General features: G+C 38.4%; 21 protein-coding genes. 10 read left to right on the forward strand and 11 right to left on the reverse strand.

Annotation, left to right across the window (positions count from 1 at the left end; translation table 11 throughout):
• Positions 1–372, reverse strand: a complete 372-nt coding sequence (locus ACST15_RS11175) for a Rid family detoxifying hydrolase (RefSeq protein ID WP_459454738.1) — start codon at positions 370–372, stop codon at positions 1–3.
• A 75-nt stretch (positions 373–447) separates the two neighbouring features.
• On the opposite strand from ACST15_RS11175, the gene ACST15_RS11180 reads away from it, so the two are divergent.
• Positions 448–1,344 carry a DMT family transporter gene (locus tag ACST15_RS11180; RefSeq protein WP_459454739.1) on the forward strand — a complete coding sequence of 299 codons (897 nt, stop codon included), beginning with the start codon at positions 448–450 and terminating at the stop codon, positions 1,342–1,344.
• 109 nt (positions 1,345–1,453) lie between these two features.
• On the opposite strand, the gene ACST15_RS11185 is transcribed toward ACST15_RS11180, so the two are convergent.
• Positions 1,454–2,548 carry a chorismate mutase gene (locus ACST15_RS11185; protein WP_459454740.1) on the reverse strand — a complete coding sequence of 365 codons (1,095 nt, stop codon included), beginning with the start codon at positions 2,546–2,548 and terminating at the stop codon, positions 1,454–1,456.
• Positions 2,549–2,688: 140 nt separating this feature from the next.
• Here ACST15_RS11185 and ACST15_RS11190 point away from each other — a divergent pair, with 140 nt between their 5' ends.
• From ACST15_RS11190 to ACST15_RS11210, 5 genes are all read left to right on the forward strand, one after another.
• A complete protein-coding gene (locus ACST15_RS11190) occupies positions 2,689–3,861 on the forward strand; it encodes a proline dehydrogenase family protein (RefSeq protein WP_459454741.1) in 1,173 nt (390 codons plus the stop codon).
• On the forward strand, positions 3,858–4,508 hold the full coding sequence (locus ACST15_RS11195; RefSeq protein WP_459454742.1) for a lipoprotein signal peptidase: 651 nt from the start codon (positions 3,858–3,860) through the stop codon (positions 4,506–4,508). Before ACST15_RS11190 ends, ACST15_RS11195 begins: the two co-directional genes overlap by 4 nt.
• Before the next feature lie 30 nt (positions 4,509–4,538).
• Positions 4,539–5,267, forward strand: coding sequence for a sulfite exporter TauE/SafE family protein (locus ACST15_RS11200; RefSeq protein ID WP_459454743.1), 729 nt, complete (start codon positions 4,539–4,541; stop codon positions 5,265–5,267).
• 166 nt (positions 5,268–5,433) lie between these two features.
• Complete coding sequence (locus ACST15_RS11205; protein ID WP_459454769.1) at positions 5,434–5,910, forward strand: Dps family protein; 477 nt, start codon at positions 5,434–5,436, stop codon at positions 5,908–5,910.
• An 88-nt stretch (positions 5,911–5,998) separates the two neighbouring features.
• On the forward strand, positions 5,999–7,333 hold the full coding sequence (locus ACST15_RS11210; RefSeq protein ID WP_459454744.1) for a DEAD/DEAH box helicase: 1,335 nt from the start codon (positions 5,999–6,001) through the stop codon (positions 7,331–7,333).
• 453 nt (positions 7,334–7,786) lie between these two features.
• Here ACST15_RS11210 and ACST15_RS11215 read toward each other — a convergent pair whose 3' ends face one another.
• The 8 genes from ACST15_RS11215 to ACST15_RS11250 all read right to left on the reverse strand — a co-directional run bounded on the left by ACST15_RS11215 (position 7,787) and on the right by ACST15_RS11250 (position 17,210).
• Positions 7,787–8,389, reverse strand: a complete 603-nt coding sequence (locus tag ACST15_RS11215; RefSeq protein ID WP_459454745.1) for an OmpH/Skp family outer membrane protein — start codon at positions 8,387–8,389, stop codon at positions 7,787–7,789.
• 19 nt (positions 8,390–8,408) lie between these two features.
• Positions 8,409–8,984: an OmpH/Skp family outer membrane protein gene (locus tag ACST15_RS11220; protein ID WP_459454746.1), complete on the reverse strand. Its 576-nt coding sequence runs from the start codon at positions 8,982–8,984 to the stop codon at positions 8,409–8,411.
• A gap of 17 nt (positions 8,985–9,001) precedes the next feature.
• Positions 9,002–11,659: an outer membrane protein assembly factor BamA gene (bamA, locus tag ACST15_RS11225; protein WP_459454747.1), complete on the reverse strand. Its 2,658-nt coding sequence runs from the start codon at positions 11,657–11,659 to the stop codon at positions 9,002–9,004.
• Between the two features lie 26 nt (positions 11,660–11,685).
• Positions 11,686–12,435 carry an isoprenyl transferase gene (locus tag ACST15_RS11230; protein ID WP_459454748.1) on the reverse strand — a complete coding sequence of 250 codons (750 nt, stop codon included), beginning with the start codon at positions 12,433–12,435 and terminating at the stop codon, positions 11,686–11,688.
• A gap of 80 nt (positions 12,436–12,515) precedes the next feature.
• Positions 12,516–13,268, reverse strand: coding sequence for a DUF6089 family protein (locus ACST15_RS11235; protein WP_459454749.1), 753 nt, complete (start codon positions 13,266–13,268; stop codon positions 12,516–12,518).
• Positions 13,247–14,194 carry a DUF6089 family protein gene (locus tag ACST15_RS11240; protein WP_459454750.1) on the reverse strand — a complete coding sequence of 316 codons (948 nt, stop codon included), beginning with the start codon at positions 14,192–14,194 and terminating at the stop codon, positions 13,247–13,249. Before ACST15_RS11240 ends, ACST15_RS11235 begins: the two co-directional genes overlap by 22 nt.
• Positions 14,195–14,299: 105 nt before the next feature.
• Entirely contained in the window at positions 14,300–15,829 is a 1,530-nt protein-coding gene (locus tag ACST15_RS11245; RefSeq protein WP_459454751.1) for a DUF1501 domain-containing protein, read from the reverse strand.
• A 1-nt stretch (position 15,830) separates the two neighbouring features.
• Entirely contained in the window at positions 15,831–17,210 is a 1,380-nt protein-coding gene (locus tag ACST15_RS11250; protein ID WP_459454752.1) for a DUF1800 domain-containing protein, read from the reverse strand.
• A 266-nt stretch (positions 17,211–17,476) separates the two neighbouring features.
• Here ACST15_RS11250 and ACST15_RS11255 point away from each other — a divergent pair, with 266 nt between their 5' ends.
• The 3 genes from ACST15_RS11255 to ACST15_RS11265 all read left to right on the forward strand — a co-directional run bounded on the left by ACST15_RS11255 (position 17,477) and on the right by ACST15_RS11265 (position 22,517).
• Entirely contained in the window at positions 17,477–17,956 is a 480-nt protein-coding gene (locus ACST15_RS11255) for a hypothetical protein (RefSeq protein WP_459454753.1), read from the forward strand.
• 169 nt (positions 17,957–18,125) lie between these two features.
• Positions 18,126–21,488 carry a preprotein translocase subunit SecA gene (gene secA, locus ACST15_RS11260; RefSeq protein ID WP_459454754.1) on the forward strand — a complete coding sequence of 1,121 codons (3,363 nt, stop codon included), beginning with the start codon at positions 18,126–18,128 and terminating at the stop codon, positions 21,486–21,488.
• A 411-nt stretch (positions 21,489–21,899) separates the two neighbouring features.
• Entirely contained in the window at positions 21,900–22,517 is a 618-nt protein-coding gene (locus ACST15_RS11265) for an L-2-amino-thiazoline-4-carboxylic acid hydrolase (RefSeq protein WP_459454755.1), read from the forward strand.
• Positions 22,518–22,530: 13 nt separating this feature from the next.
• On the opposite strand, the gene proB is transcribed toward ACST15_RS11265, so the two are convergent.
• Complete coding sequence (gene proB, locus ACST15_RS11270) at positions 22,531–23,559, reverse strand: glutamate 5-kinase (protein WP_459454756.1); 1,029 nt, start codon at positions 23,557–23,559, stop codon at positions 22,531–22,533.
• Positions 23,560–23,765: 206 nt separating this feature from the next.
• Between proB and ACST15_RS11275 the strand changes: the two genes are divergently transcribed.
• A complete protein-coding gene (locus ACST15_RS11275; protein WP_459454757.1) occupies positions 23,766–24,203 on the forward strand; it encodes a hydrogenase in 438 nt (145 codons plus the stop codon).
• Positions 24,204–24,205 lie beyond the last annotated feature (2 nt).

Here is a 24,205-nt window from a genome sequence, read left to right on the forward strand (position 1 = left end):
TTATTTATGGGCAATACAAGAAATTTCTACTCGAACGTCTTTGGGCAAACGAGACACTTCTACCGTTTCACGTGCGGGAGGATTGACAGAAAAATACTGGGCATATACCTGATTTATTTGAGCAAAATGATTCATATTTTTAATAAAAATGGAGCACTTAACCACATCCTGAAAATCATAACCCGCTTCATTCAAAATATATCCCAAATTCTTTAAAACCTGATGGGTCTCTTCTTCAATATCTCCACCGGCCTCGTAAACTGACACAGCAATTTGACCTGATACATACAAAGCGCCCTGAACGGCAACCGCCTGAGAATAGGGACCAATGGCAGCAGGAGCTGATTCCGATAAAATTATTTTTTTTGTCATACCTTTGAAAAAAGAAATGCAAGTTACCAAAAAAATAAGGATTAAAGAATCTCCGACAAGCTTTCTCCCTAAAATATGCTTCCCAAAATTCAACCATTCATTCGCAAAAACAAGGGAATAGGCTTTATGCTTTTATCTTCTTTGTGTTTTGCTATGATGTCCGCTATGGCCCAAAGGATGAGTAAATTCTTCCCATCGGTTGAATTGGTATTGTTTCGAAATGCCGTAGGACTACCCTTTTTAATAATAAGTTTATGGCAAAAACCAGCTGTTCAAACAGGTGGAAAATTAGGCTTCTTAGTATTTCGAGGTATTTTAGGTGCCTTTACTTTATATTGTTTGTTTTATGCCTTAGAGCATTTAGGACTATCATTAACCAATACATATGGCCAAGCCTTCCCGCTCTTCATCGCCATTTTTACATTTTTATGGATCCCAACAGAAAGCTTAAAAAGTAGACAAGTATTATTTTTATTGATGGGCTTCCTAGGGATTTTACTCATATTCCAACCATCAGCCGATAAGCAATGGCAAAATCATTCGGTTGGATTGTTATATGCCATAGGAACCGCATTAGGATATATGGCGATAAAAGAAGCTCAAAAATATTATGACTCACGTTGGGTAATCTTCTCTTTCATGGCAGCGGGATTTGTCGCATCCAGCATATCCTTGACCCTGGGTACCTGGGGTAATTTACCCAATAGTTTTTGGTCAGGCCAATGGGTTAATCCCCAAGGAAGTCAATACATGGAGATTATCATTATGGGCCTTTTGGCGCTGGGAGTACAAAGCTTTACCACTCAAGCATTACGATTTGAAAAAACGAGCATTGTGGGGGCCGTAGGTAATAGTGCTGTCTTGTTTTCAATTTTAATAGAAATCATCTTGGGACATGGCCTACCTGATTTAGTAGTACTTATTGGTATGGCCTTGGTGATTGTGGGGAGCTATCAAATCTCAAAAAAATAGGATGTATTCTAAACCTTGACAGCGTTTGAAACGCTGTCAAGGTTAACGAAAAAAGGCCAGGCAATGATATCATCGCCTAGCCTTTTAAGCTAAATTATCAAATTCTTGATTAAGCAGTAGCTGAATTCATTACTTCCGTTTGCTTACGGATAGATTCTAAGTGAACCAATTTAAATAATTCTTCTACGAACTCAGGATATAAACCTAAGCCTTTAGCTTGGTTAGCACGGTCTCCATGTAATTGTTTCCAACGGTCAAGTTGTAATACAGCTACATTGTTATCACGCTTGTATTCGCCTAATTTTTCAACCACAGCCATACGAGCAGTTAATACCTCCAATAACTCGCGGTCAATATTATCAATTTTCTCGCGCAAAGCAGCTAATTCATCAGAGAAATCAGCACCATAATTGGCTTTTCTAACTTCTAATTCACGCAACATTTCTCCTAATTTCTCTGGAGTTACTTGCTGTGAAGCATCAGACCAAGCTGCATCTGGATCGCGGTGAGTTTCGATGATCATACCATCGTAATTCAAATCCAAAATACGCTGAGATAATTCCATCAATAAAGCACGCTTTCCAGCCATGTGAGATGGATCACCAATAATGGGCATTTGTGGGAACAAACGCTTCAATTCAACTGCCATAGCCCACATAGGTGAATTACGGTATTTAGTCTCTTGTGCATTAGAAAAACCACGGTGGATAGCACCTAATTTTTTAATTCCGGAACCTTGTAAGCGCTCAAACGCACCCACCCAAAGAGCTAAATCTGGGTTAACTGGGTTTTTCACCAATACAGGAACATCAACACCTTTTAACGCATCAGCTAAGTCTTGTACATTAAATGGATTTACAGTGGTACGAGCACCAATCCATAAAACATCCACACCATATTTTAAAGCTAATTCAATGTGCTCTGGTGTGGCTACTTCGATAGCTAATGGTAAACCTGTTTCTTTTTTTGCTTCAACCAACCACTTTAATGCTGGTTCTCCCATGCCTTCAAAACTTCCTGGACGTGTACGAGGTTTCCAAACACCAGCACGCATGATATGCGCATAACCTTCCGCTTTAATACGGCGGGCGGTTTCTAATACTTGGTCCTCAGTCTCAGCAGAACAAGGTCCAGCTATAATAAGCGGCTTGCCATCTGTCTGAATCCATTCTTGCATCGGCACTACTTCTAAATTGGCATTCATAAATTTGGATAGATTAAAAGAGCCTAGGCTCAAAACTGTTTTAATATTATTATTCTTGTGTTACAGATTCGGTTAAATTTTATTCACTTATATTTGCAGGCAATTTAAAAAAAATGACCCACCAAACATCTTCGAAAAACTTGAAAAAGCTATCTTTTGAGGACACCCAAATCGCCTTTGCTTCTAAAAGTGATTTTCAACTTCGCAAGTCCTATTGGATTTTTGCGATAATGAACCAAAATTGGCTTGTAAAGTTAGGGACTTTTTTCATCAAATTATTCCTTTTCTTACATTTACCTGTTAAAAAAATAATAAAAACTACTCTTTTTGGCCAATTTTGTGGGGGAGAATCTATACAGGAATGCCAAACCACCATTCATGAACTTGATAAAGCTCACATTGGTACTATTCTGGATTATTCGGTTGAGGGAGAAGAAAACGACAAATCTTTTCAATTAACTAAAAATGAAATACTTAAAACCATAGTTCAATCACACGAAAACAGTGCTATACCCTTTGCTGTTTTCAAGATGACGGGGATTTTTAATAGTGAACTATTGGAGAAATATCAAACAGAAAAAGGACTGACGGAAGAGGAAGAAGTAGATTTCCTCAAAAGCAAAGAATATTTGGTTGAAATTTGTCAAGAAGCATACCAACAGCAGGTTCGTTTATTCATTGATGCGGAAGAAAGTTGGATTCAAAACACCATAGATGAATTATGCTACGAAATGATGCAGCGATTTAACCAAAAAACTGCTATCATTTTCAACACTTTCCAAATGTATCGAGTAGATATGTTGGAAAATCTTCATCAGGCCATTCAAAAGGCCGTCGATCAATCCTATTTTTTAGGGGTGAAGTTAGTTCGCGGTGCCTATTTGGAAAAAGAACGATTAAGAGCACATGAGGACGAATATTCGGAACCTTTGCACAAAGAAAAAGAGGCAACAGACCGCGATTTTAATTTAGGCATTCAGGCATGTTTGGAACACTTGGATCAAGTGCATTTCTGTGTGGGGACACATAATGAGCAAAGTTGTCAATTATTATGCCAATGGATGGATGAAAAAGGTATTCCATCAAATCATCCTCATATATATTTTGCTCAATTATTGGGAATGTCAGATAATATTTCCTACAATTTAGCGTCTTCAGGGTATAATGTGGCCAAATATGTACCATATGGTCCTGTTTCCGCAGTAATGCCTTATCTATTCCGCCGAGCTGAAGAAAATAGTTCCATTGCCGGACAAACATCCAGGGAGTTTGCCCTTTTACAAAAAGAAGTGAGCCGAAGAAATAACCTATGAAGTTGAAAAATTACCGCTACTTTTTAGTCAGCATTGCTATTATTCTCATTGATCAAGCCATCAAATTATCTGTGCATTTTTTCATGGAGCCAGGTTATTTTGGTCAAATTGAAATCATTGGAAGCTATTTCAAGTTACACTATACCCTGAATCCAGGGATGGCCTTTGGTATTCAATTAGGCACTATTTATGGCAAATTAATGCTGACCACTTTTCGCATCATAGCGATGTTTGGCATTGGCTATTTCCTTTATAGTTTCACCAAGAAAAAGATGCATTCCGGATTATTGGTATGTATGGGATTAATTTTGGGAGGTGCCATCGGAAACTTAATCGATTCCATTTTTTATGGCGTATGGTTCAATAATGCCCCAGCCAATGCTCCAATGACCTGGTTTCATGGCCAAGTAATTGATATGTTTTTCTTTGATATTTGGGAAGGTATTTTACCCAACTGGATACCCATTTGGGGAGGAAGCTATTATTCTACGCCCATTTTCAATTTTGCTGACGCTTCCATTTTTTGTGGTGTCGTGCTTTTCTTGATCTTTCAAAATAGATTTCTAGAAAAACATAGCTCAGAAGAAAATAAAGAATTGATTTCGGAATCTATCGAATCTAAAGAAAACGAAGATTCTTCCCATTAGAATCTAGCGAGTATTTGGTATATTCAACGAATGGAAACCTATACTCTATTCTTTTTTCTAGCTCTTTTGGCCGAAATAATAGGTACGGTTAGCGGATTCGGTTCTTCTATCCTATTTGTTCCACTGGCCTCTTTGATTTTAGATTTCAAAATTGTTTTGGGAGTAACCGCAGTATTTCATGTATTTAGTAATACCTCCAAAATTCTTTTATTCAGAAAAGGAATAGACAAAAACATTGTCATTAAACTTGGCATACCTGCAGTCCTATTTGTCATATTGGGGGCATTATTAACTAGTTTAATTCCTCAAAAAAAGATTGAGTTAAGCATGAATATCATCATCCTTGCTCTATCGTTTTATTTAATGTCAGGAGCTCATCGGAGAATTCAAAAAAACAATCAAAACCTGTATTCAGGTGGAGCTATATCTGGCTTTTTAGCCGGTTTAATTGGCACAGGAGGGGCAATTCGAGGTGTTACCCTAGCCGCATTTCAATTAGAAAAAGATGTATTTATCGCTACATCTGCGGTCATTGATTTTGGAGTAGACCTGAGCAGAGCAGTTGTATATATTTCACAAGGTTACTTCCACCGGGAACATATCATTCTCATTCCTTTTTTGATTATCATCAGTATTTTAGGGACATACATTGGTAAAATCATTTTAACCAAAATATCCGAAAATGCCTTTCGATACATCGTTTTATCGGTGATAATTATTACGACCATCCTTCAGACGGTTCATTATTTTCAAGAATAAAAAAAATCTTATTTACTGACATTTGACATATTTTTAGCACAAATACAGGTTTCTAGCTGAATAATGTCGAAATTGCGCGGGTATTCAGTGAATGGCTCAGAAAGTATTGAACCATTTTCGTCATGATGTCGTTGGATACATTAGCTTAACATGCATTTTTATTTCTATGGCTAACACGAATCTTATCGGACTAGACAGTCAAAAGTCAAAAGAACTAGCCGCTAAATTGAATATCCTTTTAGCAGATTATCAAATTCTTTATATCAATGCTCGAGGTTTCCATTGGAACATTTCGGGTGATAAGTTTTTTGAATTGCATTTGAAATTTGAAGAAATTTATAATGATGCTTTGTTGAAAATTGATGAAATCGCAGAACGTATTCTAACGTTAGGCCATACCCCATTACATTCTTTTACGGATTATGTGTCTCATTCGACCATTAAAGAAGTCAAGCATGTATCGGACGGAAAAGAAGCTTTAAGCCATATTTTAGAAGGTTTTCAAGCGCTTATCCTTTTGGAAAGAGAATTATTGAATTTAGCCTCTGATGCTCAAGACGAAGGCACAAACGCCCTCATGAGCGATTACATACGAGAGCAAGAGAAATTAATTTGGATGTTTGCTGCATTTCTTAAAAAATAATACGTCTACATTTCAGAAAACGAGTTCCTTTTCGTCCGACCGGTGATCAAGAAATCAAAACAACCCGGTCGATAAACAAAAAGGCAATATGTCATTTGAAAAATTAAATTTAATTGAGCCTATTCTGAAGGCTTTACAATCAGAAGGGTATACAACCCCCACCCCTATTCAAGCTCAAGCCATTCCTTTGGTTTTGGACAGAAAAGATTTATTGGGATGTGCGCAAACAGGTACAGGTAAAACGGCTGCATTTGCGATACCAATTATTCAACTATTAACTCAAGACAAACATTTACCTGCAGGCAAAAGGCTAATTAGAAGTCTTATATTGACCCCTACACGTGAATTAGCTATTCAAATTGGTGAAAGTTTCGAAAGTTATGGTAAAAACACCAATTTGCGCTACAAAGTGATCTTTGGCGGGGTTAGTCAGCATAGTCAAGTGGAATCATTACGTGCTGGTGTAGATATATTAGTAGCCACTCCAGGTCGATTATTGGATCTGATGAATCAAAAAATCATTAGTCTCCAAAATATACAGTTCTTTGTATTGGATGAAGCAGATCGAATGTTGGACATGGGCTTTGTTCATGATGTAAAGAAAGTGATTGCTAGGTTACCACAAAGACGTCAATCATTGTTCTTTTCCGCTACGATGCCCCCAGCTATTGTTGAGTTGGCCAACAGTATTTTAGTCAATCCTTCAAAAGTGGAAGTGACTCCCGTCTCATCCACGGCAAACACAATTAATCAGGTGATTTATTTTGTTGATAAGGACAATAAACGAAAATTATTAATCGATATTCTCAAGGATAAATCCATTGAAAGAGCTTTGGTATTTACAAGAACAAAGCATGGTGCTGACCGAGTAGCCAAAGATTTAACCAAAGCTGGAGTTAATTCGCAGGCCATACACGGAAACAAATCACAGAATGCCCGTCAAACAGCCTTGAATAATTTTAAATCCAAACTTACGCGGGTATTGGTAGCAACAGATATTGCGGCTCGAGGTATTGATATTGATGAATTAACCCACGTAATTAATTACGAGCTTCCGAACATACCTGAATCTTATGTACACCGAATTGGTCGTACAGGAAGGGCGGGGGCTAGCGGCATAGCCATTGGGTTTTGCGAAGCAGAAGAAAAAGAATATTTAAGAGATATTCAAAAATTAATAGGTAAACAAATCCCTGTTATAGAGGATCATCCTTATCCATTAATGAACCATACCATTGCAAAGAAGGCCGCTAAGCCACAAAGACCGCCAAGGGCAGCGAATGCTAGTTCCTCTCATAGAAATAGTGGAACACCTAGAACAGGTGGGGCCGCGGGTGCAAATACTTCTGGCACCTTTGAACCCAAAAAGAATACGCCTTATACGGGTTGGAAAAAGAATAAATACCAAGGGGGAAAAGCATAGGCTTGAGCTTCCCTAATTGATGAGGTGTTGGTCATCAAATATAACTAGGGGACTTGGAGACTAGGGAGCTAGGAGACTAGGAGATTAGGGATTAGGGATTAGGGATTAGGGATTAGGGATTAGGGATTAGGGATTAGGGATTAGGGAACTAGGAGATTTGTCAACTTTTAAAAAGTTGACAAATCTAAAAGCTTGACAAATCCCAAGGCTAGACAAATTCTAAGGCTTGACAAATCCCAAAGCTTGAAAAACCTGAATGCTTACAAATCAAAAAGCTGAAAAAACTCAAAACTAATGAGCAAAAAGTAAGCAAACCTGGCTTAACAAATGTAAGCCAAAAGCAATTCAATAACTTGATATAATAAGCGCTGATTCGAAAAAAATCAAGTAGTTGGAACACATAAAAAAAGGGTGCAAGTCAGACTTGCACCCTTTTTTATCAACAAATAATACTTATTTCTTCGTTGCTGGAGTAGCTGTTTTTGTAGCTGGAGTGGTAGTAGCAGCAGCTGGAGTAGCTGTTACTGGCTTTGGAGTTATACCCATTTTCTTTAATACTAAATCAGAGATACTTGCATCAGCAGGATAGTGTAATAAAATCGGTGCGGTACCCATACCTGCATCGTAATTAAATACATAAGTATAAGCATTTTCATTAGCTACCGCATGCATATTTTCCTCTATTTTCTTCAACAAAGGCTGCAACAATTGTGCTTGCTTCTTTTGTAAAGAAGATTGAGAATTTTGTTGGAACTCTTGAATAGAAGTTTGAAGGTTCTGTAATTCCTTTTCTCTATCTTGTTTAATGATATCAGCAGTACTAGCTGGCAATTTTTCAAATACAGCTAATTTATCTTGAAAGTCTTTTACCTTACCTTGGTACAAAGTCTCATATTGCTTTTGCGTATTTTTCAAATCCTCTTCCACTTGTTTAGCTTCAGGCATTTGACTTAATATGTAATCTGCATTGATAAATCCGATCTTAATCTGCGCCTTAAGAGGCAAAACAGCCATTCCGAACACTAGGCCCATGGCCAACAAAAATTTGGTTTTCATACGTTTGTTTAATTGATTATTAATTTTCTTTTACTGGTTTACTTTTATCAGTTGCTTTATCGACCAAATTAGGATCTAGTTCCAATCCCAATTCTTCCAATACGTAATCAGAATAGTCGTGTACCGGATTGGTATAAATCATAGCCAATCCATCATTTGCCTTATCAAATAAGAAATCGAGTCGCTTTTCACGAACTACTTTTTCAACCGCTTTAGACACTTCATCCAAGATAGGTTTCAAAGCTGCTTGCTTAAACTTAAACAATTCACCTTCTGTTCCAAATATTCGATTTTGAAAGGTCTTGGCTTCATTGTCTTTTTGACGGATTAGATTTAACCTTTGCTGGCGTAAATCTTCTGTCAAAAGAAGTTCTTCTAACTTATATTCCCGCTCCAATTTAGCGACTTCCTCATTTTTACTCGAAATCTCCTGAATCCACTGTTTAGTCATCTGATCTATCTTAGCCTGCACCTGCTTATATTCTGGCATTTTAGACGTAATAAATTCAGTATCAATGTATCCAAATTTCTGGGCAAAAGACCTTTGTCCTAGCACCGTAAGCATCAAAATTAATAAAAAAATCGACTTTTTCATTGTCTGCTGCTAAATCACTATCGAATCTGTTGACCGATAGAGAAGGTAAAGGCCTGGCGTCCAAAATCACTATCTCCTGGTCTTGGTTTATCAAATCCAAAACCATAATCAATACCAATCATACCAAATGCCGGCATAAATATACGTGCTCCAAATCCTGCTGACTTGTACAAGTTAAAAGGATTGTAATCAGATAAGCTAGAGAAGTTATTTCCTCCCTCAGCAAAACCCAATACAAAAATAGTCGCAGAAGGATTTAAGGATACAGGATAACGAACTTCCATCACAAACTTGTTGTACGCCACTCCCCCATTTCCATATGATCCAGATGGTCCAATAACACGGTCTTTATAACCTCTTAAACCTACGATATCACGATTGAAAGAAAAACCTTGAACCATACCTGAACCTCCTAAGTCAAATCGTTCAAATCGAGTTGTTTCTTTTCCACCATAAGAGCCCAAGAAACCTAAGTGAGCACGCGTATGAAGGACAAATTTACCAGCTAATGGACTAAACCAACTAGCATCTAACATCCATTTATGGTACTCAATCAATTGACCTGATTTATTTCCTCCTAATAAAGAATAAGGTGGAGTTAAGGATGCTGTCAATGAAAAACTAGATCCTGAACGAGCAAATGTAGGGTTGTCTATACTATTTCTAGAAAAATTAGTCATGAAAGTAACCGAAGTAGAAATACCTTGAGGATAAGCCCAAGTATAGTAACGGTCTACGTCATATTGCGAAAATGATAAAGAGTGACTCAAAGAGAAATAATCATCCGGCCATTTCAAACGCTTTCCTAAACTGAAAGTAATACTATTCACATTGAAGTGAGCCGATAACAATGAATCTGGCACAGAATAACTTTGATAGCCACCATAACCTCCATAACCACCATAGCCGCCGTAGCCACCATAACCACCATAGCCGCCAAATCCACCGCCTAGACCACCAAGTCCCCCACCAAGACCTTGTCCACCATAACCTGTCGTTCTAAACTGATATGGGTAAGAAATACTACGATTTAATGCAATAGAAAACGAGTTAGGCTTTTTACCTCCCAACCATGGTTCAGTGAAAGTCAAACTATAATTTTGAAATGCCACTCCATTGGCCTGAAAACGAACCGCCAATTTTTGACCATCTCCAGCTGGTAATGGTCGCCAAGCTGACCAATTGGTCAAATTTTTAGCTGAGAAGTTGTTAAAGACCACTCCAAGGGTTCCTACAAAACCCACGTAACCACCCCAACCTCCAGACAATTCAATCTGATCGGAAGGCTTTTCCTCCACATTGTACTCAATATCCACTGTTCCATCGGCACGAGGCTGAGGATTGGGCGAGATTTTTTCTGGGTTAAAATAGCCAATTTGAGATAACTCACGAACCGTACGAATAATGGCTGATTTATTGAATTTTTGACCTGGTAAGGTACGAATCTCACGCATCACCACGTGGTCAGAAGTTTTGGTATTACCATTCAAAATCACTTTGTTGATGGTAGCCTGTTTTCCCTCTGAAATTCGAATGGTTAAATCTATGGAATCACCTACGATGGACGTTTCAACGGGTTCTGCATTGTAATATAAATACCCATTATCCATGTAAACCGAACTCAAATCCTCTCCTGGATTTCCTCCCATTTTTTTATCTAATTCCTCGGTATTATACACATCCCCTTTTTTGACTCCCAATACATCCTTCAAAACGGAGTCTGGATAAATGTAGTTTCCTTCAAAAAAGATATTTCGATAGTAATATTTACGACCTTGAACTAATTTGACCTTCAAGTTAACCGATTCATTATCATGACGGTAAACGGAATCAGAAATCAATTGGAAATCACGGAAACCCAATTTATTCATGGCTGCCAAAAGTTTCTCTTTATCTTCATCCCACTTCTTAGGAACAAACTTTGATGGCTTAAAAATACGACCAAACCGAACTTGCTTGGTGTTTTTAATTTTTCTCAAAATAAGCGATTGTTGGGAAGGCTCTATTCCGTCTAAAATTATTTTATGTACCTTAACTTTTTCACCTTTATTAACCGTAACAATCAAGGTGGCGTTATTTCCTTTAGTGGTATCCGTTTTTACAACGGATTTGGTAGTAACATTTAAACGACCCTTTTCTTGGTAATATTTACGAATAACTAATTCAAGATTTTTACGCAGTGTTTCTGTAATTATTTTCCCTTTGTAGGCTTTTACTTTTTCATTCAAAGTCTCTCTTTCTCCCTTTCTAATCCCGTCGTAGGTAATGGCAAATAAACGAGGCCGCTCCTTCAATTGGATTCGCAACCATATTTTCTCTCCTTCTACTTTTTCGGCAAAAATCTCAACATCTTCCAAAATACCCTGATCCATGATCTTCTTGATAGCAGAAGCTATGGCATCTCCGGGAACTTTAATTTTATCTCCCACCTGTAAACCCGAAATGTTTACCATGGAATTAGCATCATAAAATTGGGATCCAGAGATAGAAATCCCCCCAATGGTATATTCTTGGGGCAATGAATAGGAAAATGTAGGTTCTGCACTGCTAGGTGTGGTGGAAAAAAGACGCCCACCCAAGCCTTGAGCTAATACACCTTGACTTACAATCATCATCAAACTGAAAAACAAGCCCAATGATTTCCATTGTAATTGGCACGCGTTAACTCGATTCATTAAATATCTATTTTTCATACGAAGCCTTAGCCTTCACTTTTAACTTGTTCACTCGTTTTACCAAATCGTCTTTCTCTCATTTGGAAATCAACGATAGCCTGATGTAAATGTTCTTTTCTAAAATCAGGCCAAAATAAATCTTCAAAAATATACAATTCGGCATAAGCCAATTGCCATAACATAAAATTACTAATTCGGTGATCACCACCGGTTCTAATCATTAAATCTGGATCAGGCATTCCTGCGGTCGACAAATGCTGGTCAATGACCAGATCATTAATATCATTTGCTTTCAACTCCCCTTTTTCTACCTTTTCAGCTACCTTTTTAGTGGCTTGCACCAAATCCCACTTTCCAGAATAAGACAAAGCTAAGACTAAAGTTAAGCCCGTATTATTTGCTGTCTTATCCATGGCTGCCAGCAATTCTCTTTGAGATTTATCTGGCAATGACTCTATGTTACCAATGGCCTTTAAACGCACCTGATTCTTCATCATGGTGGGCAATTCCTCGTTGATGGTACTCACCAATAAACTCATCAAGGCCATCACCTCGGCTTTGGGTCTATTCCAATTTTCAGTGGAAAAGGCATACAAAGTCAAAAATTTTACCCCTAATTCTCCACAACCTTCTATGGTTTCCCTAACTGCCTGAATCGCATTACGATGACCAAAAATTCGATCTGTGAAACCCTTCTGTTTCGCCCAACGACCATTACCGTCCATGATAACGGAAATATGGGCAGGAAGATTGTTAAGGTCAATGGATTCTTTCACAAATAGGGCAATAATTAATCGGATAAAACAAAGTGGTAAAGATAGCTAATTTGAACACCTATTCAAAATGCACGGAGCAATCAATAAACTTTGGGACAAAAGATGGATTGAATAGTATAAGTAACAGAAAAACCGAGATGTAAATATTGGTCTCCACCGTCTAGGGTAAAGCTTTCCATACTTCCATTGTGTGAGGCAACTTGGTCTAATTTATCAGTAAACACTTTTCTACTACCCAGCTCCCCACGAATCCCCCAATTTTTATTGATTTGAAACTTGACCCCAATTCCAAATGGAATGGCGGGAGTTAAAAAGGCATCAATTTTATCTGGACTAGCAAATACTGCTGCCAATCCACCATAGAAATAGGGGGTCCAATTAACATGTCTAGGATCAATTTCATAATCCAAAAAATTATAATCTACGATACCAGAAAATTCCGTGATTGAAGTGGCAAAAATGGAAGCATCGGCAACTTTTCCATTAGGAGTTATCACGGTTGGAGGAGTTCCCACGGGAAAAAATGTACTGGGCCTATTGGCAATATTACCTTGAAGCCGACTCACCATCATTTGAAAACGATAGGAAAAAGCATGCCTTTCTTGATAAGAAACAAATAAGTGCATGGCAGGCAAAGTTTCCTTTAACTCAGCCACGCTAGGTCGATATCCCCAATCGGCTAATTCCCCTTTATATGCAGTAGCACCAAAACCTGCACCCCATGCCCACCTTTGAGCTTTTAGATCCGTAGATTGAGCTAAAAAGAAAACAAGAAGACACAAAAAACTGGCCTTGTATATGTTGGAGGGTACTATCGTGGCAGTGGAGGACAATCAATCTTATTTTTTAAATGATAAATCAAGCGAATTTGGGTAGTAAAATACTGGTCAGAACCTTTGGCGACTAAAGGGGGATTACCTGAACCCGTGAGTAAGTTGGGTCTACGATCTGCCAAAGTATTAGCCGCGAACCATTCTGTTGAACGGTCAGTAATCAATGAAGTTACAGCAGGAACATTCACACGGTTATCGGATACATCGTCCAAATAATCAGAAAACGCAATACGATATCCAAAATCAAATCCAATATCAAAGGATTGATTGAGTTTGTAACGAATTCCAAAACCAAAAGGTACAGCACCTGTAATTTTAGAGTAATCGACACCTTCGGTTTGCAAAGATTGTAAATCGGTATTCCAATCCTGCTGAACAGGTGGAACTGTAGTTAAAAAATTTGTCTCATGCGTTGCAGGCCTTCTCGTGGTTGGGTTAAAATACACCCCAGATAGCCCTGCATATAAATAAGGTGACAAAGTTCTGCGCTTGGGCAAGTTTTCCTCGTTTCCTAGAATTTCATAAATACCTATCAGAGATAATTCCTGCATATCCGTTCTAAAATGCAAGTTTCTGGTATAACTTGGTTCGAATCGACCAGCTGGATCAAAATAATTATCATCAGCAGCAATGCGGATATAGGTAAAGCTTCCTTGGATACTAAAATGCTTTTTAAAATGACGGGTATATTGTAACCCGGCATTCCAACGCAAGGTTTTACCTCCTACATCCAGTAAGGTCATAGCTGGTGAAATATCGCCAAGGTAAGTAGAGGATCCGGCACCAAAACCAAAAGATGAGTGAGCTTTAAATGGACTTTTAGGAGCTGCTTTTTTGCTATTTTGACCCAAAAACCAAAATTGTGCCTGCACGGAGGTGGATGCCAAAAGAGAAATCAAAATACAAAAGCTGAAGAGTCTGATCATAGATGATGCTGCTAGTTAGATCATAAAACGTTGATACCCCCTCAAATGTTGCAGTAAAAGGCGCTACGAATATACAAATTTATGGCTTGTATTAAAATTACCCCCTTACTGAACAATCATCCTTTTGTGCATCGAAAGCCCTGATGTACTAGACATATGTACCAAGTAAATGCCCGGAGAAAGACCTAATGCGCTCAAAGTCAACTGATAAGTCCCTTTTGTCCGCGTACCTTGATAAATAGTCTTGATCTCCTGTCCTTGTATATCATAGAGACTAATTTTGATGTCTAAAGCTGGTTTATATACGGCATATTGGACGGTAGTAAAATCAGTCACAGGATTAGGCATAGGAGAATTCAACTCCATTCCCAAAGTATCTGGTAAGACATCTGGAGAATTTTTATAAATAGGTACACGCTCAAATGTCTGTTTGAAAAGCTCCTGCGTCTTATAGGCATCTAATCCTAGATGATCGCGAAGGACCGTACTATAAATCTGACGATAATCGAAATTATAGCGTAAATCGCCATTATTATCCAAATTAGTTAAATTAGGATTGGCTCCAATTAAGCCTCCACGAACGGAATTTCCAATAAACAGCATAGGTGCTGCCGTTCCATGATCTGTTCCTTGTGTACCATTTTGATTTACTCTCCTTCCAAACTCTGAAAAAGTCATGATGCTGACGGAATCTGCTAAACCTTGGTTGGTCATATCATACTGAAAAGCTGAAACCGCCTCTGAAATGGTTTTCCATAAGTTGGCATGCTGGTTTTTTTGATTCGCATGGGTATCAAATCCGCCAATATTAGCTAGGTAAACCGGTGTCTCCAATCCTCCAGCCACTAATCTAGCGATGATACTTAATTGTCTAGCTAAATTTGAATTGGGGTAAGTGTAAGTATTTTTTGCCTTATTGGCTGCGTCCCGAATAACGGTGGAATATTGTATGGATGAACTCGCGATTTGCTTTAGAAAAGCCAACTCGTCACCGGCAAGGGTAGCAGGTGGTAATTCAGCATCAGCTAAGGTGCCAGAAACTAATTGGTAAAATAAATTGGGATCTTCAAATACGGTCCCAACCCTTCCCACATCCGTTTGAAATAAGAGTGATTCCACAGACCCAAGTTGTATTGCCATGGGATCCTTAGGCAATTGAATGGGATAGTTGGGGTATTGCATTTCTAAAAAACGGCCTGCCCAGCCCTCATCCCATACGGTCGCGGCATCGGAACCTGTATTCCAAATATCCGTAGCTCTAAAGTGAGATCGATTAGGATTAGCATACCCAACGCTCTGCGCAATGGATACCAGTCCTTTATCGTACAAAGCCTTCATGCTGGTCATGGCAGGATTCATGTACATGCCATTGGAAAGCGGAAGAGCATCAGCCCTTTTAATGGAAATATCTGGCCTCTTAGAAAAATAATTATCGTCCTCAGCAGGTATTATGGTATTTAATCCATCATTACCTCCATTGAGTTGAATAATAATCAAAACCTTCCCTCTTGCCGAACTTGCATAGGGAATGGCTCCAAATGCTTTCCCTGAAATGGAACCCATACCCCAGGTCACCCCACCACTAAGCAAGGCCATTTGACGCAAAAACTTTTGGCGGCTAATTTCTTTTTTCATTTTATGCCAATTGATATTCAGGTAAACGCATCATTGCTTTCAAAAATTTATTAATCCTCGCATCTGCATTGGGTGTATACGTGGACCAATTGGCTGCAATAGTGCCATCCAAAAGGACTTCCAGTAAAAATGCCTTTCTAGCTTCAGTTAAGGGGAAGCGAATGAATAATTTGACCATTTCATCCACAAATTCCTTGGGTTTTTCAGCATTGGAAGATAACCTAGCAAAAGCTATGGGATCTAATTTTCCCGTGACCGTAGCCCCATTATACCTTTTCCCACTTAAAAGTGAATCCGTAAACCCTGATCGGTAGGAATAGGTTGTTGAGCTGATCCAATCGCGCTGGCCTTCCCAACCCGAAACATCAGGTGGCTGAAACAACTGCATTTGAAGGATGATTGCCATATCATACCAGTTCTGTAAATCTGGGTTTTTCAATTCCAATTGCTTAGCTGCCCCTACGATCAACTCCGTTGGGCTCTTAATTTTAGCTGCTATAATTTCTGGTTTATAAAACTCCTCTGAAGTAAATATGAATTTCAATAAGGGCTTTAACTCAAAATTGTTTTGCCTTAAAACCGCAGCCATTTTTTTTACAAACACCTCATCTGGCTTGTAATAAACGAATTCCTTGTAAATCTTCCGACTTATGAATTCGGCTGCTGCTGTTAGTGTAAAAATATGATCAATCAGGCCATTATTATCAAATCGGGCAGTTTTACCTAAAACCGTAAGACTAGTTTCTCGGTACCACCTTGTTGCATCAAAAACCGAAACCAATCCCCTTACTTGCCATCCTGAAAATACTTTGGCTGCTTGCTTGATGTCATTCTCAGTATAGTTACCAATCCCTAGCGTAAATAATTCCATTACTTCCCGGGCATAATTCTCGTTGGGAGAAGTCCCCCTACTATTATTACCATCCAAATAGATGAGCATGGATGGATCAATACTAATATCTTTCACTAATTGCTTAAAATCCCCAAAGGCATATTTTCTAAAAAGCTGATTTTGCTTGTAAGCATATTGAGGATAATTTACTTTTTGCCTCTCGTTGGAAAAATGGTTATGTAAGAATAAAACCATTTTTTCCTGCATGCTGAGTGATTCTTTATGCATACGGCTGTACCACCATTTCGTCAACTGCAAAAACCAAGGACCAGCCTGATTCCTATCCAATTGAGCTTGCTCAGGAGTTAAATCCACCCAAGTATCAGGTGGGGAAGGAAGTGGAATATCCTTTAAAATAGCTAGGTCTAGCAAATCATTAAAATTGCCATAACCCATAGCTCGCTCTAAATCCGTTTTAGAATAGCCGAACAATACGCGGGATAATAAATGGGAAACATGGGTGGTATTCCAAGTTAACATGGTGTCCATGTGTTTAAATGTATTTCACAAAAGCCATTGAAATACAGCCGTTAATAAGTTTAAAGTAGACTGTAATAATAAAGCAATCAAACTTAATTATCAAATAATTGATAAATTAACTTGTCATTTTTCTATTTTCAAGAAATCTGGGAACTTCTCCTGGGGGTATTCCGTTTTACTGAAGTTTACTGATAAAATATTTTGGAACGGATCAAAAAAATTAACCGTAGAAACCAAAAAAAATCACTTGATTTGCGAGAATTATCCCTTTTCCTATGTCACAAGCTTATACCCCACCCAGAAGAGCTCCTCGAAAAAAATTAAAAATGCCCTTGTTCGGCAATATGGTTGGTGGCAATTCAGGTTCAGGAGAATCGGTGGATTGGGGAGGAAAAAATTTCACCAAACTTGTATTCATCGTTGGAACTTTAGGATTATTGGCCCAACTTTTTTTGCCTAACCTTTGGGCAGAAAAAATGTATGATTCACCAATTGAACTTCGCGATTTAGCTTTGGAAGGGTCTATTCGTAAAAAGTATACGGATGCCACTAACCCAAACGAAATACATTACATCTTGGTTGTGAAGCAAAAAGACGGGACACGTAGAAAATTAGATTTACATTTGGCCGATCCTGTATTTTTCGATCAAGTAGCTGTTCCGCAGCGACTTAAAAAAGAGTCTGGATCCTTGAATGTGGTCGTTACCCGTTTTTCCAAACCAGATACCACCATGACCATAAAGTTTAAAGATTAACATGTCGCATCATCTATTTTTGGTCAATCAATTAGCACAATATATATTCCAAAAGTTCTGAAAGTGATTTACTCTAGCCCAATCCTGGAGAATTTAGAGATTTTAGAGATTAATTGGTAAATTGCATATTCAATTTTAAAATGGCCTAGGTAGGCACACATTCTATACAATGTTATCCATCTTCAGCAAAACAGTAACCAAAATATTTGGAACCAAGTCGGAAAGAGACATCAAAGCCTTGATGCCGATTGTCGACAAAATAAAAGAAGAGTACGCTCGCTTGAGTTCCATCTCAGACGATGAATTGCGTCAAAAATCCTATGATTTTAAAGCTCGTATTCAAGCATTTTTAGCTGATATAGATGCTCAAATAGATAGCTTACATGCACAGGGTCAAGCCACCGAGGACATAGATGCCAAAGAGAAGTTTTTCCAAGAGATTGATAAATTAAATCTGGAACGCAATAAGCAATTAGAAGTCATTTTGAATGAAATTCTACCAGAAGCATTTGCCGTAGTTAAAGAAACGGCTCGTCGCTTTACCGAGCATAAACAATTGGTGGTTCAAGCCAGTATTGAAGATAAATTCATTGCTTCCAAGAAATCCAATGTAACCATAGATGGCGATAAAGCCATCTGGTCAAATACCTGGGATGCCGCAGGAAATACCATTACTTGGGACATGATACATTACGATGTCCAATTGATTGGAGGTATTGTATTGCACCAAGGAAAAATCTCTGAAATGGGCACAGGAGAAGGTAAAACGTTGGTTTCTACCCTTCCCACTTATTTAAATGCTTTAGCTGGCCGAGGTGTACATATTGTTACTGTCAATGATTATTTAGCTAAACGTGACTCGGAATGGAATGCGCCTTTATTTGAATTCCATGGGTTACGAGTAGATTGCATTGATAAGCATGAACCCAATACCGAAGAGCGTAGAAATGCCTATGCAGCGGATATCACCTATGGTACTAACAATGAATTTGGCTTTGATTATTTGCGCGACAATATGGCTCGTAGCCTAGAGGACCAAGTTCAAAGACCGCATCATTTTGCTATGGTGGATGAGGTTGACTCCGTTTTAATTGACGATGCAAGAACCCCATTGATTATTTCTGGCCCTATTCCTCGTGGAGATGAGCAAGAATTTGATGTCTTCAATCCTCGAGTTCAAAAGCTTGTTGAAGCTCAAAAGCAATTAGTACAAAACTTTTTAGTTGAAGCCAAGAAACAGATTGCGGCAGGCGATAAAAAAGAGGGTGGATTAGCATTATTTAGGGCTTTCCGTGGTTTACCTAAATCCAAACCATTGATTAAGTTTTTATCGGAATCTGGAAATAAGCAAATTTTACATGAAACGGAATCCATTTATTTGGCAGAAAACCAAAAATTAATGCCACAAGCAGATTCTCCTTTGTTATTTACCATTGAAGAAAAAAATAACCAAGTAGAATTAACCGAAAAAGGATTGGAATTCATGAGTGGTAATACCGAAGATCCAAACTTCTTCGTACTTCCAGATTTATCCATTGACCTTAATAAAATTGAGAAAAATAAAGAGCTGTCAGATGCTGACCGTTTATCTCAAAAAGAACAATTGATTCGTGAATACAATGATAAAGCCAGCCGAATACATACGGTCAATCAATTGTTAAAGGCATATGCATTGTTTGAGAAGGATACGGAATACATCATAGTAGACGGCAAAGTGAAAATTGTGGATGAGCAGACTGGTCGTGTGATGGAAGGACGCCGTTATTCGGATGGTTTACACCAAGCGATCGAAGCGAAGGAAGGCGTTAATGTGGAGGATGCTTCCCAAACTTATGCCACCATCACCTTGCAAAATTATTTCCGTATGTACCACAAATTAGGTGGTATGACCGGAACAGCCGAAACGGAGGCTGGTGAGTTTTGGACGATTTACAAATTGGACGTCGTTTCTATTCCAACCAACCGTCCTATTCAAAGAAAAGACGCGGAAGACAAAGTATATCGTACGGTTCGTGAAAAATACAATGCTGTAGCCGAAGAAATTCAAGAGTTAGTGAACCAAGGCCGACCTGTTTTAGTGGGTACGACTTCAGTAGAAAACTCAGAATTAATTAGCCGTTTATTGACGATTCGTAAGATTCCTCACAATGTATTGAATGCGAAGCAACATGCACGTGAAGCAGAGATTGTAGCCGAAGCTGGTCAATCGGGTAAGGTAACCATTGCGACAAACATGGCGGGACGTGGTACAGACATTAAGTTAAGTCCGGAATCAAAAGCTGCTGGTGGTTTGGCCATTATTGGTACTGAAAGACATGAATCAAGACGTGTCGATAGACAGTTACGTGGTCGTGCGGGTCGTCAAGGAGACGTGGGATCATCTCAGTTCTTTGTTTCTTTGGAAGATAATTTAATGCGTTTGTTCGGTTCTGACCGTATCGCTAAGGTGATGGATCGTTTGGGTATGGATGAAGGAGAAGTTATTCAACATTCCATGATTACCTCTTCCATTGAAAGAGCACAAAAGAAAGTAGAAGAAAATAACTTTGGTATTCGTAAACGATTATTGGAATACGATGACGTCATGAACTACCAAAGAAATGCCATTTATAAACGTCGACAAAATGCCCTTTTAGGAGAACGTTTATCTTTGGATATCATCAATACGATGTTTGATGTATGCCAAGATTTGGTGGGTCAATATTCAAGCTATGCTGAATTGGAATTGAAGGTTATCGAATTATTGGGCATTGAGCCACCATTTGTGGAAGAAGACTTCAACCGTTTATCTCCTGAGGTGAAGATTGAGCGTTTATTCTTGGCTGCAGAAGATCATTATAAGAGTAAAAATGAAGGTATAGCTCAGCAAGTTATTCAAGTAGCTCAAGAAGCTTTGCGTCAAGGATATTCCGGCATTCAGGTTCCTATTACCAATGGAAATTGGGTAACGGGTGTTGTGGTTGATGCGCAAAAGACCATTGATTCGCAAGGAAAAGAAGTAGTCAAAGAAATGGAGAAATTCATCACTTTGACATTGATTGACCAAGAATGGAAAGAGCATTTACGTGAAATGGATGATTTAAAGCAGTCCGTTCAAAATGCCGTATTCGAGCAAAAAGATCCATTGTTGATTTACAAATTTGAAGCCGTAAATCTATTCCAACGCTTTGTGTCAAGAGTAAATGTAGACACCATCAGTTTTGTATTAAAAGCAGAAATACCTGAAATTCAACAAACAAACCAAGCACAACAAGTTAAAAAAGAGAAGGCCCCGAAATTGCAATTAAGCAAAGATGAAGCTATTTCTTCCTTGTTGGGCGGTTTAGCCGGAGGACAAGGTGAAGAACAGCAAGAATACCATGACCCTTCTTCGAGGAGCGAAGAGAGAATTGCTCCGCGTCAGGCTATTAAAATTGCTGACCGAAATCAAAGAGTCACTGTTCAGTATCGCGATGGTTCCTTGAAGGAAAATGTCAAATATAAGACAGTGGAACAAGATGTAGAAAGTGGAGAAGCGGTTGTGATCGCCTAAAAACTACATATTATTTCCATATGAATTGGTTAGTTATGGGCGGCTCAGCGAGTCGAATAACTAACCATTTTTTTTGTTTTTTTGAAAATATTTAAATAATTAAATAATTTTCTAACTATTGTATTAAAACGTTCAAAATCTACTATACCATGCCATTTAAAAATCAAGTATTAACAGATCCGGTCAAAGGAGATGTTAACGAATTTCTAGAAACTGCTCAGGATAGCCAAGGTAAAACACAAATAAAATGTTAACGCATTTTTAACGCTGTCAAGGTTCGAAACCTTGCCAGCGTTGCGTTAACGGATTAAAATTCAATAAATTGTCCAAGAAATTGATAATTAAAAAAGGTAGGTACTAGCTATATAATCCATCGTTCTTTTCACTGATTTTTTGAAAATAATCCTTCCCATGAAAAAATTTCATACCTATTTTCTGCCCACATTAGTCAAACATTATCCCTTGACGGCCATTGAAATCATTTTCAAAATGGATGTCCTTTATCCCCAGATTTACGATGCTAGCTTAGCTGACTCTCAAAATCCCATCGACAAAAGATTATCTTTCAGTGCCTACTTTTTAGCCATGATTCAAAGTCTAGATGAGAAAGGGGAAAGTTATGAACAGATTAGACAAGTATGTTTAGAAGTAGCCAATGATTTTGTTCAGCCTAAAAATAGATTTCAACGATTGATCAAAACCTGGCCATCTCGCTTCATAGGAACTTGGTTGGGACGACTATTAATTCAAAACTTAAAAAAAGAAGCTGAAAAATCGGGACATCCTGATGGATTTATTGCTCGAATAGTGACGGATAAAGCATCTACGCATGGCTTAGGCTATGGCATTGACATCCTACAATGCGGTATTTGCAAGCAATTTCAAAAACATAATTATGCTCGGTTTACCTCCATTTTATGCGAGGTTGACCACTTGACTACTAGTTTAGCTGGATTAGAAATGATCCGACAAGGTACGATTGCCCAAGGTGCTGAGCGGTGTGATTTTAGGTATAAAATAAAAAAATAAAAGGCTGACTCCTTTACCAAAGCACAATATCATCTGCATGTGCTACTTCTAAACTAGATGTAGCTGCTAGCAATTCAGATTTAGCACAACGGGCCCTAGCGATGGCCACAGGCGTTTTGGAAACATCCAATAATTCGATGACCTCCCCTTTTTCAAAATCACCTAAAAACTCAACTACGCCCACAGAAAGCAAACTTTTTCTTTGAGATATAGCTTTTACTGCACCCTTATCCAATACCGCTTTACCACGAATCAAAGAACCTGTTGCCAACCACTTTTGCCGAGAATTCAAAGTAGCTTCCTGAGCTTCAAAAACTGTCCCTATTTTTTCGTGCAAGGCATCCACTATTCCCTCCTTTTGATCAAGGCCAAATATCACCACCTTAATTCCGAGCCGTGTTGCCATACGAGTGAATGTCAATTTGGAAATCATTCCTCCTAAACCAGAGCTAGATTTATCCGTACTTACCACACTTAATACCTCAGAATCAATCTCTTTAACATACCTGATGATATTTCCTGCTCCATCCAAAAGCCCTCCAACTGAGGTGGAAATCAATAGTTTAGAAGCTCCAAAACCTGTAGCTATCAAAGTAGCTAATTCATCATTGTCGGAAAATTTCAACTCTACATTACTCACTACGTCATTTTCATTGGCAATGGGTATAACTCCATTTTTCCAAAGCTCCTGGTAGGTTTCTTTTAATTGTAAAAATTGACCTCTCTGCGAAAAATGATGACGTTCGCAAAGACTTTGAGCAATAGAAATACCGTATTTCTGAAAATAATGATTGTATTTCGCTATCAAAATGGGATTTCCCACGGCGGCTGCGGCTTTACGTTCCGACAAACTTCCCTTGTAATTTTTAAAGACTGATTTACCTGCTGCCACAGCCCCACTCGATACCAATACAATATGGTAATTAGGCTGTAATTGAGCGACTTGCGAGGCTATTTTCTCTAAGGTTTGCTCGTTTACCTCCCCATTAGCATGGGTGATTGAGGACGATCCAAATTTTATTACTAGGATGGGTTTTGACATAATCAATCGATATTCCTGCAATTTAAGCAATAGAATTCATTCTTGGAATGTAGAATGGAGAATGGAGAGTGGAGAATGTAGAATGAAGAATGTAGAATGGAGAATGGAGAATTGCTTTATAAAAAGAAAACTTTCTATGATTTTGAAATTTTCAAAAAGCCACTTAAATTACTCAAATATGATTCAACCTACTCATTATCAGGCATATGGAAAATACCACATTACACAAACAGCAGGCCGACAAGCTCATATTTTTGGGCATTTTCTTGTTCTTTTTAGGATTGGTGATAGGATTACTCATCCCAATACTTGCCAAACCTAGATTAGGCTTATCCTCTCATTTAGAAGGAGTTATGAATGGCATGTTTTTAGTTATTTTAGGACTAATTTGGCACCGACTGAATTTATCAACTCTTTGGTTAAAATTAACTTTTCAGTTGGCCGTGGTAGGAACCTACCTCAATTTTCTAAGTATCGGTCTAGCAGCAGCGACAGGAGCAGGAAAATTATTACCCATTGCTGGAGGAAGGGAACAAGGGCCATTCATAGAATCTGTCATAACCATGGGCTTGGTTTTAGTCACCATCACTATGCTCTTAGTTTGTATTTTAGTCATGAAAGGATTGACCCAGCAAGCAAAATAGTA

This window comes from Aquirufa sp. Wall-65K1, assembly GCF_054558475.1.

Excerpts from the sequence above, each read along its gene's own strand:
- ACST15_RS11205 (WP_459454769.1), top strand. The coding sequence starts at position 5,434 with ATGGCTAACACGAATCTTATCGGACTAGACAGTCAAAAGTCAAAAGAA.
- ACST15_RS11240 (WP_459454750.1), bottom strand. The coding sequence starts at position 14,194 with ATGATCAGACTCTTCAGCTTTTGTATTTTGATTTCTCTTTTGGCATCC.
- ACST15_RS11180 (WP_459454739.1), top strand. The coding sequence starts at position 448 with ATGCTTCCCAAAATTCAACCATTCATTCGCAAAAACAAGGGAATAGGC.
- bamA (WP_459454747.1), bottom strand. The coding sequence starts at position 11,659 with ATGAATCGAGTTAACGCGTGCCAATTACAATGGAAATCATTGGGCTTG.
- ACST15_RS11215 (WP_459454745.1), bottom strand. The coding sequence starts at position 8,389 with ATGAAAACCAAATTTTTGTTGGCCATGGGCCTAGTGTTCGGAATGGCT.
- ACST15_RS11255 (WP_459454753.1), top strand. The coding sequence starts at position 17,477 with ATGTCACAAGCTTATACCCCACCCAGAAGAGCTCCTCGAAAAAAATTA.
- secA (WP_459454754.1), top strand. The coding sequence starts at position 18,126 with ATGTTATCCATCTTCAGCAAAACAGTAACCAAAATATTTGGAACCAAG.
- ACST15_RS11210 (WP_459454744.1), top strand. The coding sequence starts at position 5,999 with ATGTCATTTGAAAAATTAAATTTAATTGAGCCTATTCTGAAGGCTTTA.
- ACST15_RS11220 (WP_459454746.1), bottom strand. The coding sequence starts at position 8,984 with ATGAAAAAGTCGATTTTTTTATTAATTTTGATGCTTACGGTGCTAGGA.
- ACST15_RS11250 (WP_459454752.1), bottom strand. The coding sequence starts at position 17,210 with ATGGACACCATGTTAACTTGGAATACCACCCATGTTTCCCATTTATTA.
- ACST15_RS11195 (WP_459454742.1), top strand. The coding sequence starts at position 3,858 with ATGAAGTTGAAAAATTACCGCTACTTTTTAGTCAGCATTGCTATTATT.
- ACST15_RS11275 (WP_459454757.1), top strand. The coding sequence starts at position 23,766 with ATGGAAAATACCACATTACACAAACAGCAGGCCGACAAGCTCATATTT.
- ACST15_RS11265 (WP_459454755.1), top strand. The coding sequence starts at position 21,900 with ATGAAAAAATTTCATACCTATTTTCTGCCCACATTAGTCAAACATTAT.
- ACST15_RS11175 (WP_459454738.1), bottom strand. The coding sequence starts at position 372 with ATGACAAAAAAAATAATTTTATCGGAATCAGCTCCTGCTGCCATTGGT.
- proB (WP_459454756.1), bottom strand. The coding sequence starts at position 23,559 with ATGTCAAAACCCATCCTAGTAATAAAATTTGGATCGTCCTCAATCACC.
- ACST15_RS11185 (WP_459454740.1), bottom strand. The coding sequence starts at position 2,548 with ATGAATGCCAATTTAGAAGTAGTGCCGATGCAAGAATGGATTCAGACA.
- ACST15_RS11200 (WP_459454743.1), top strand. The coding sequence starts at position 4,539 with ATGGAAACCTATACTCTATTCTTTTTTCTAGCTCTTTTGGCCGAAATA.
- ACST15_RS11245 (WP_459454751.1), bottom strand. The coding sequence starts at position 15,829 with ATGAAAAAAGAAATTAGCCGCCAAAAGTTTTTGCGTCAAATGGCCTTG.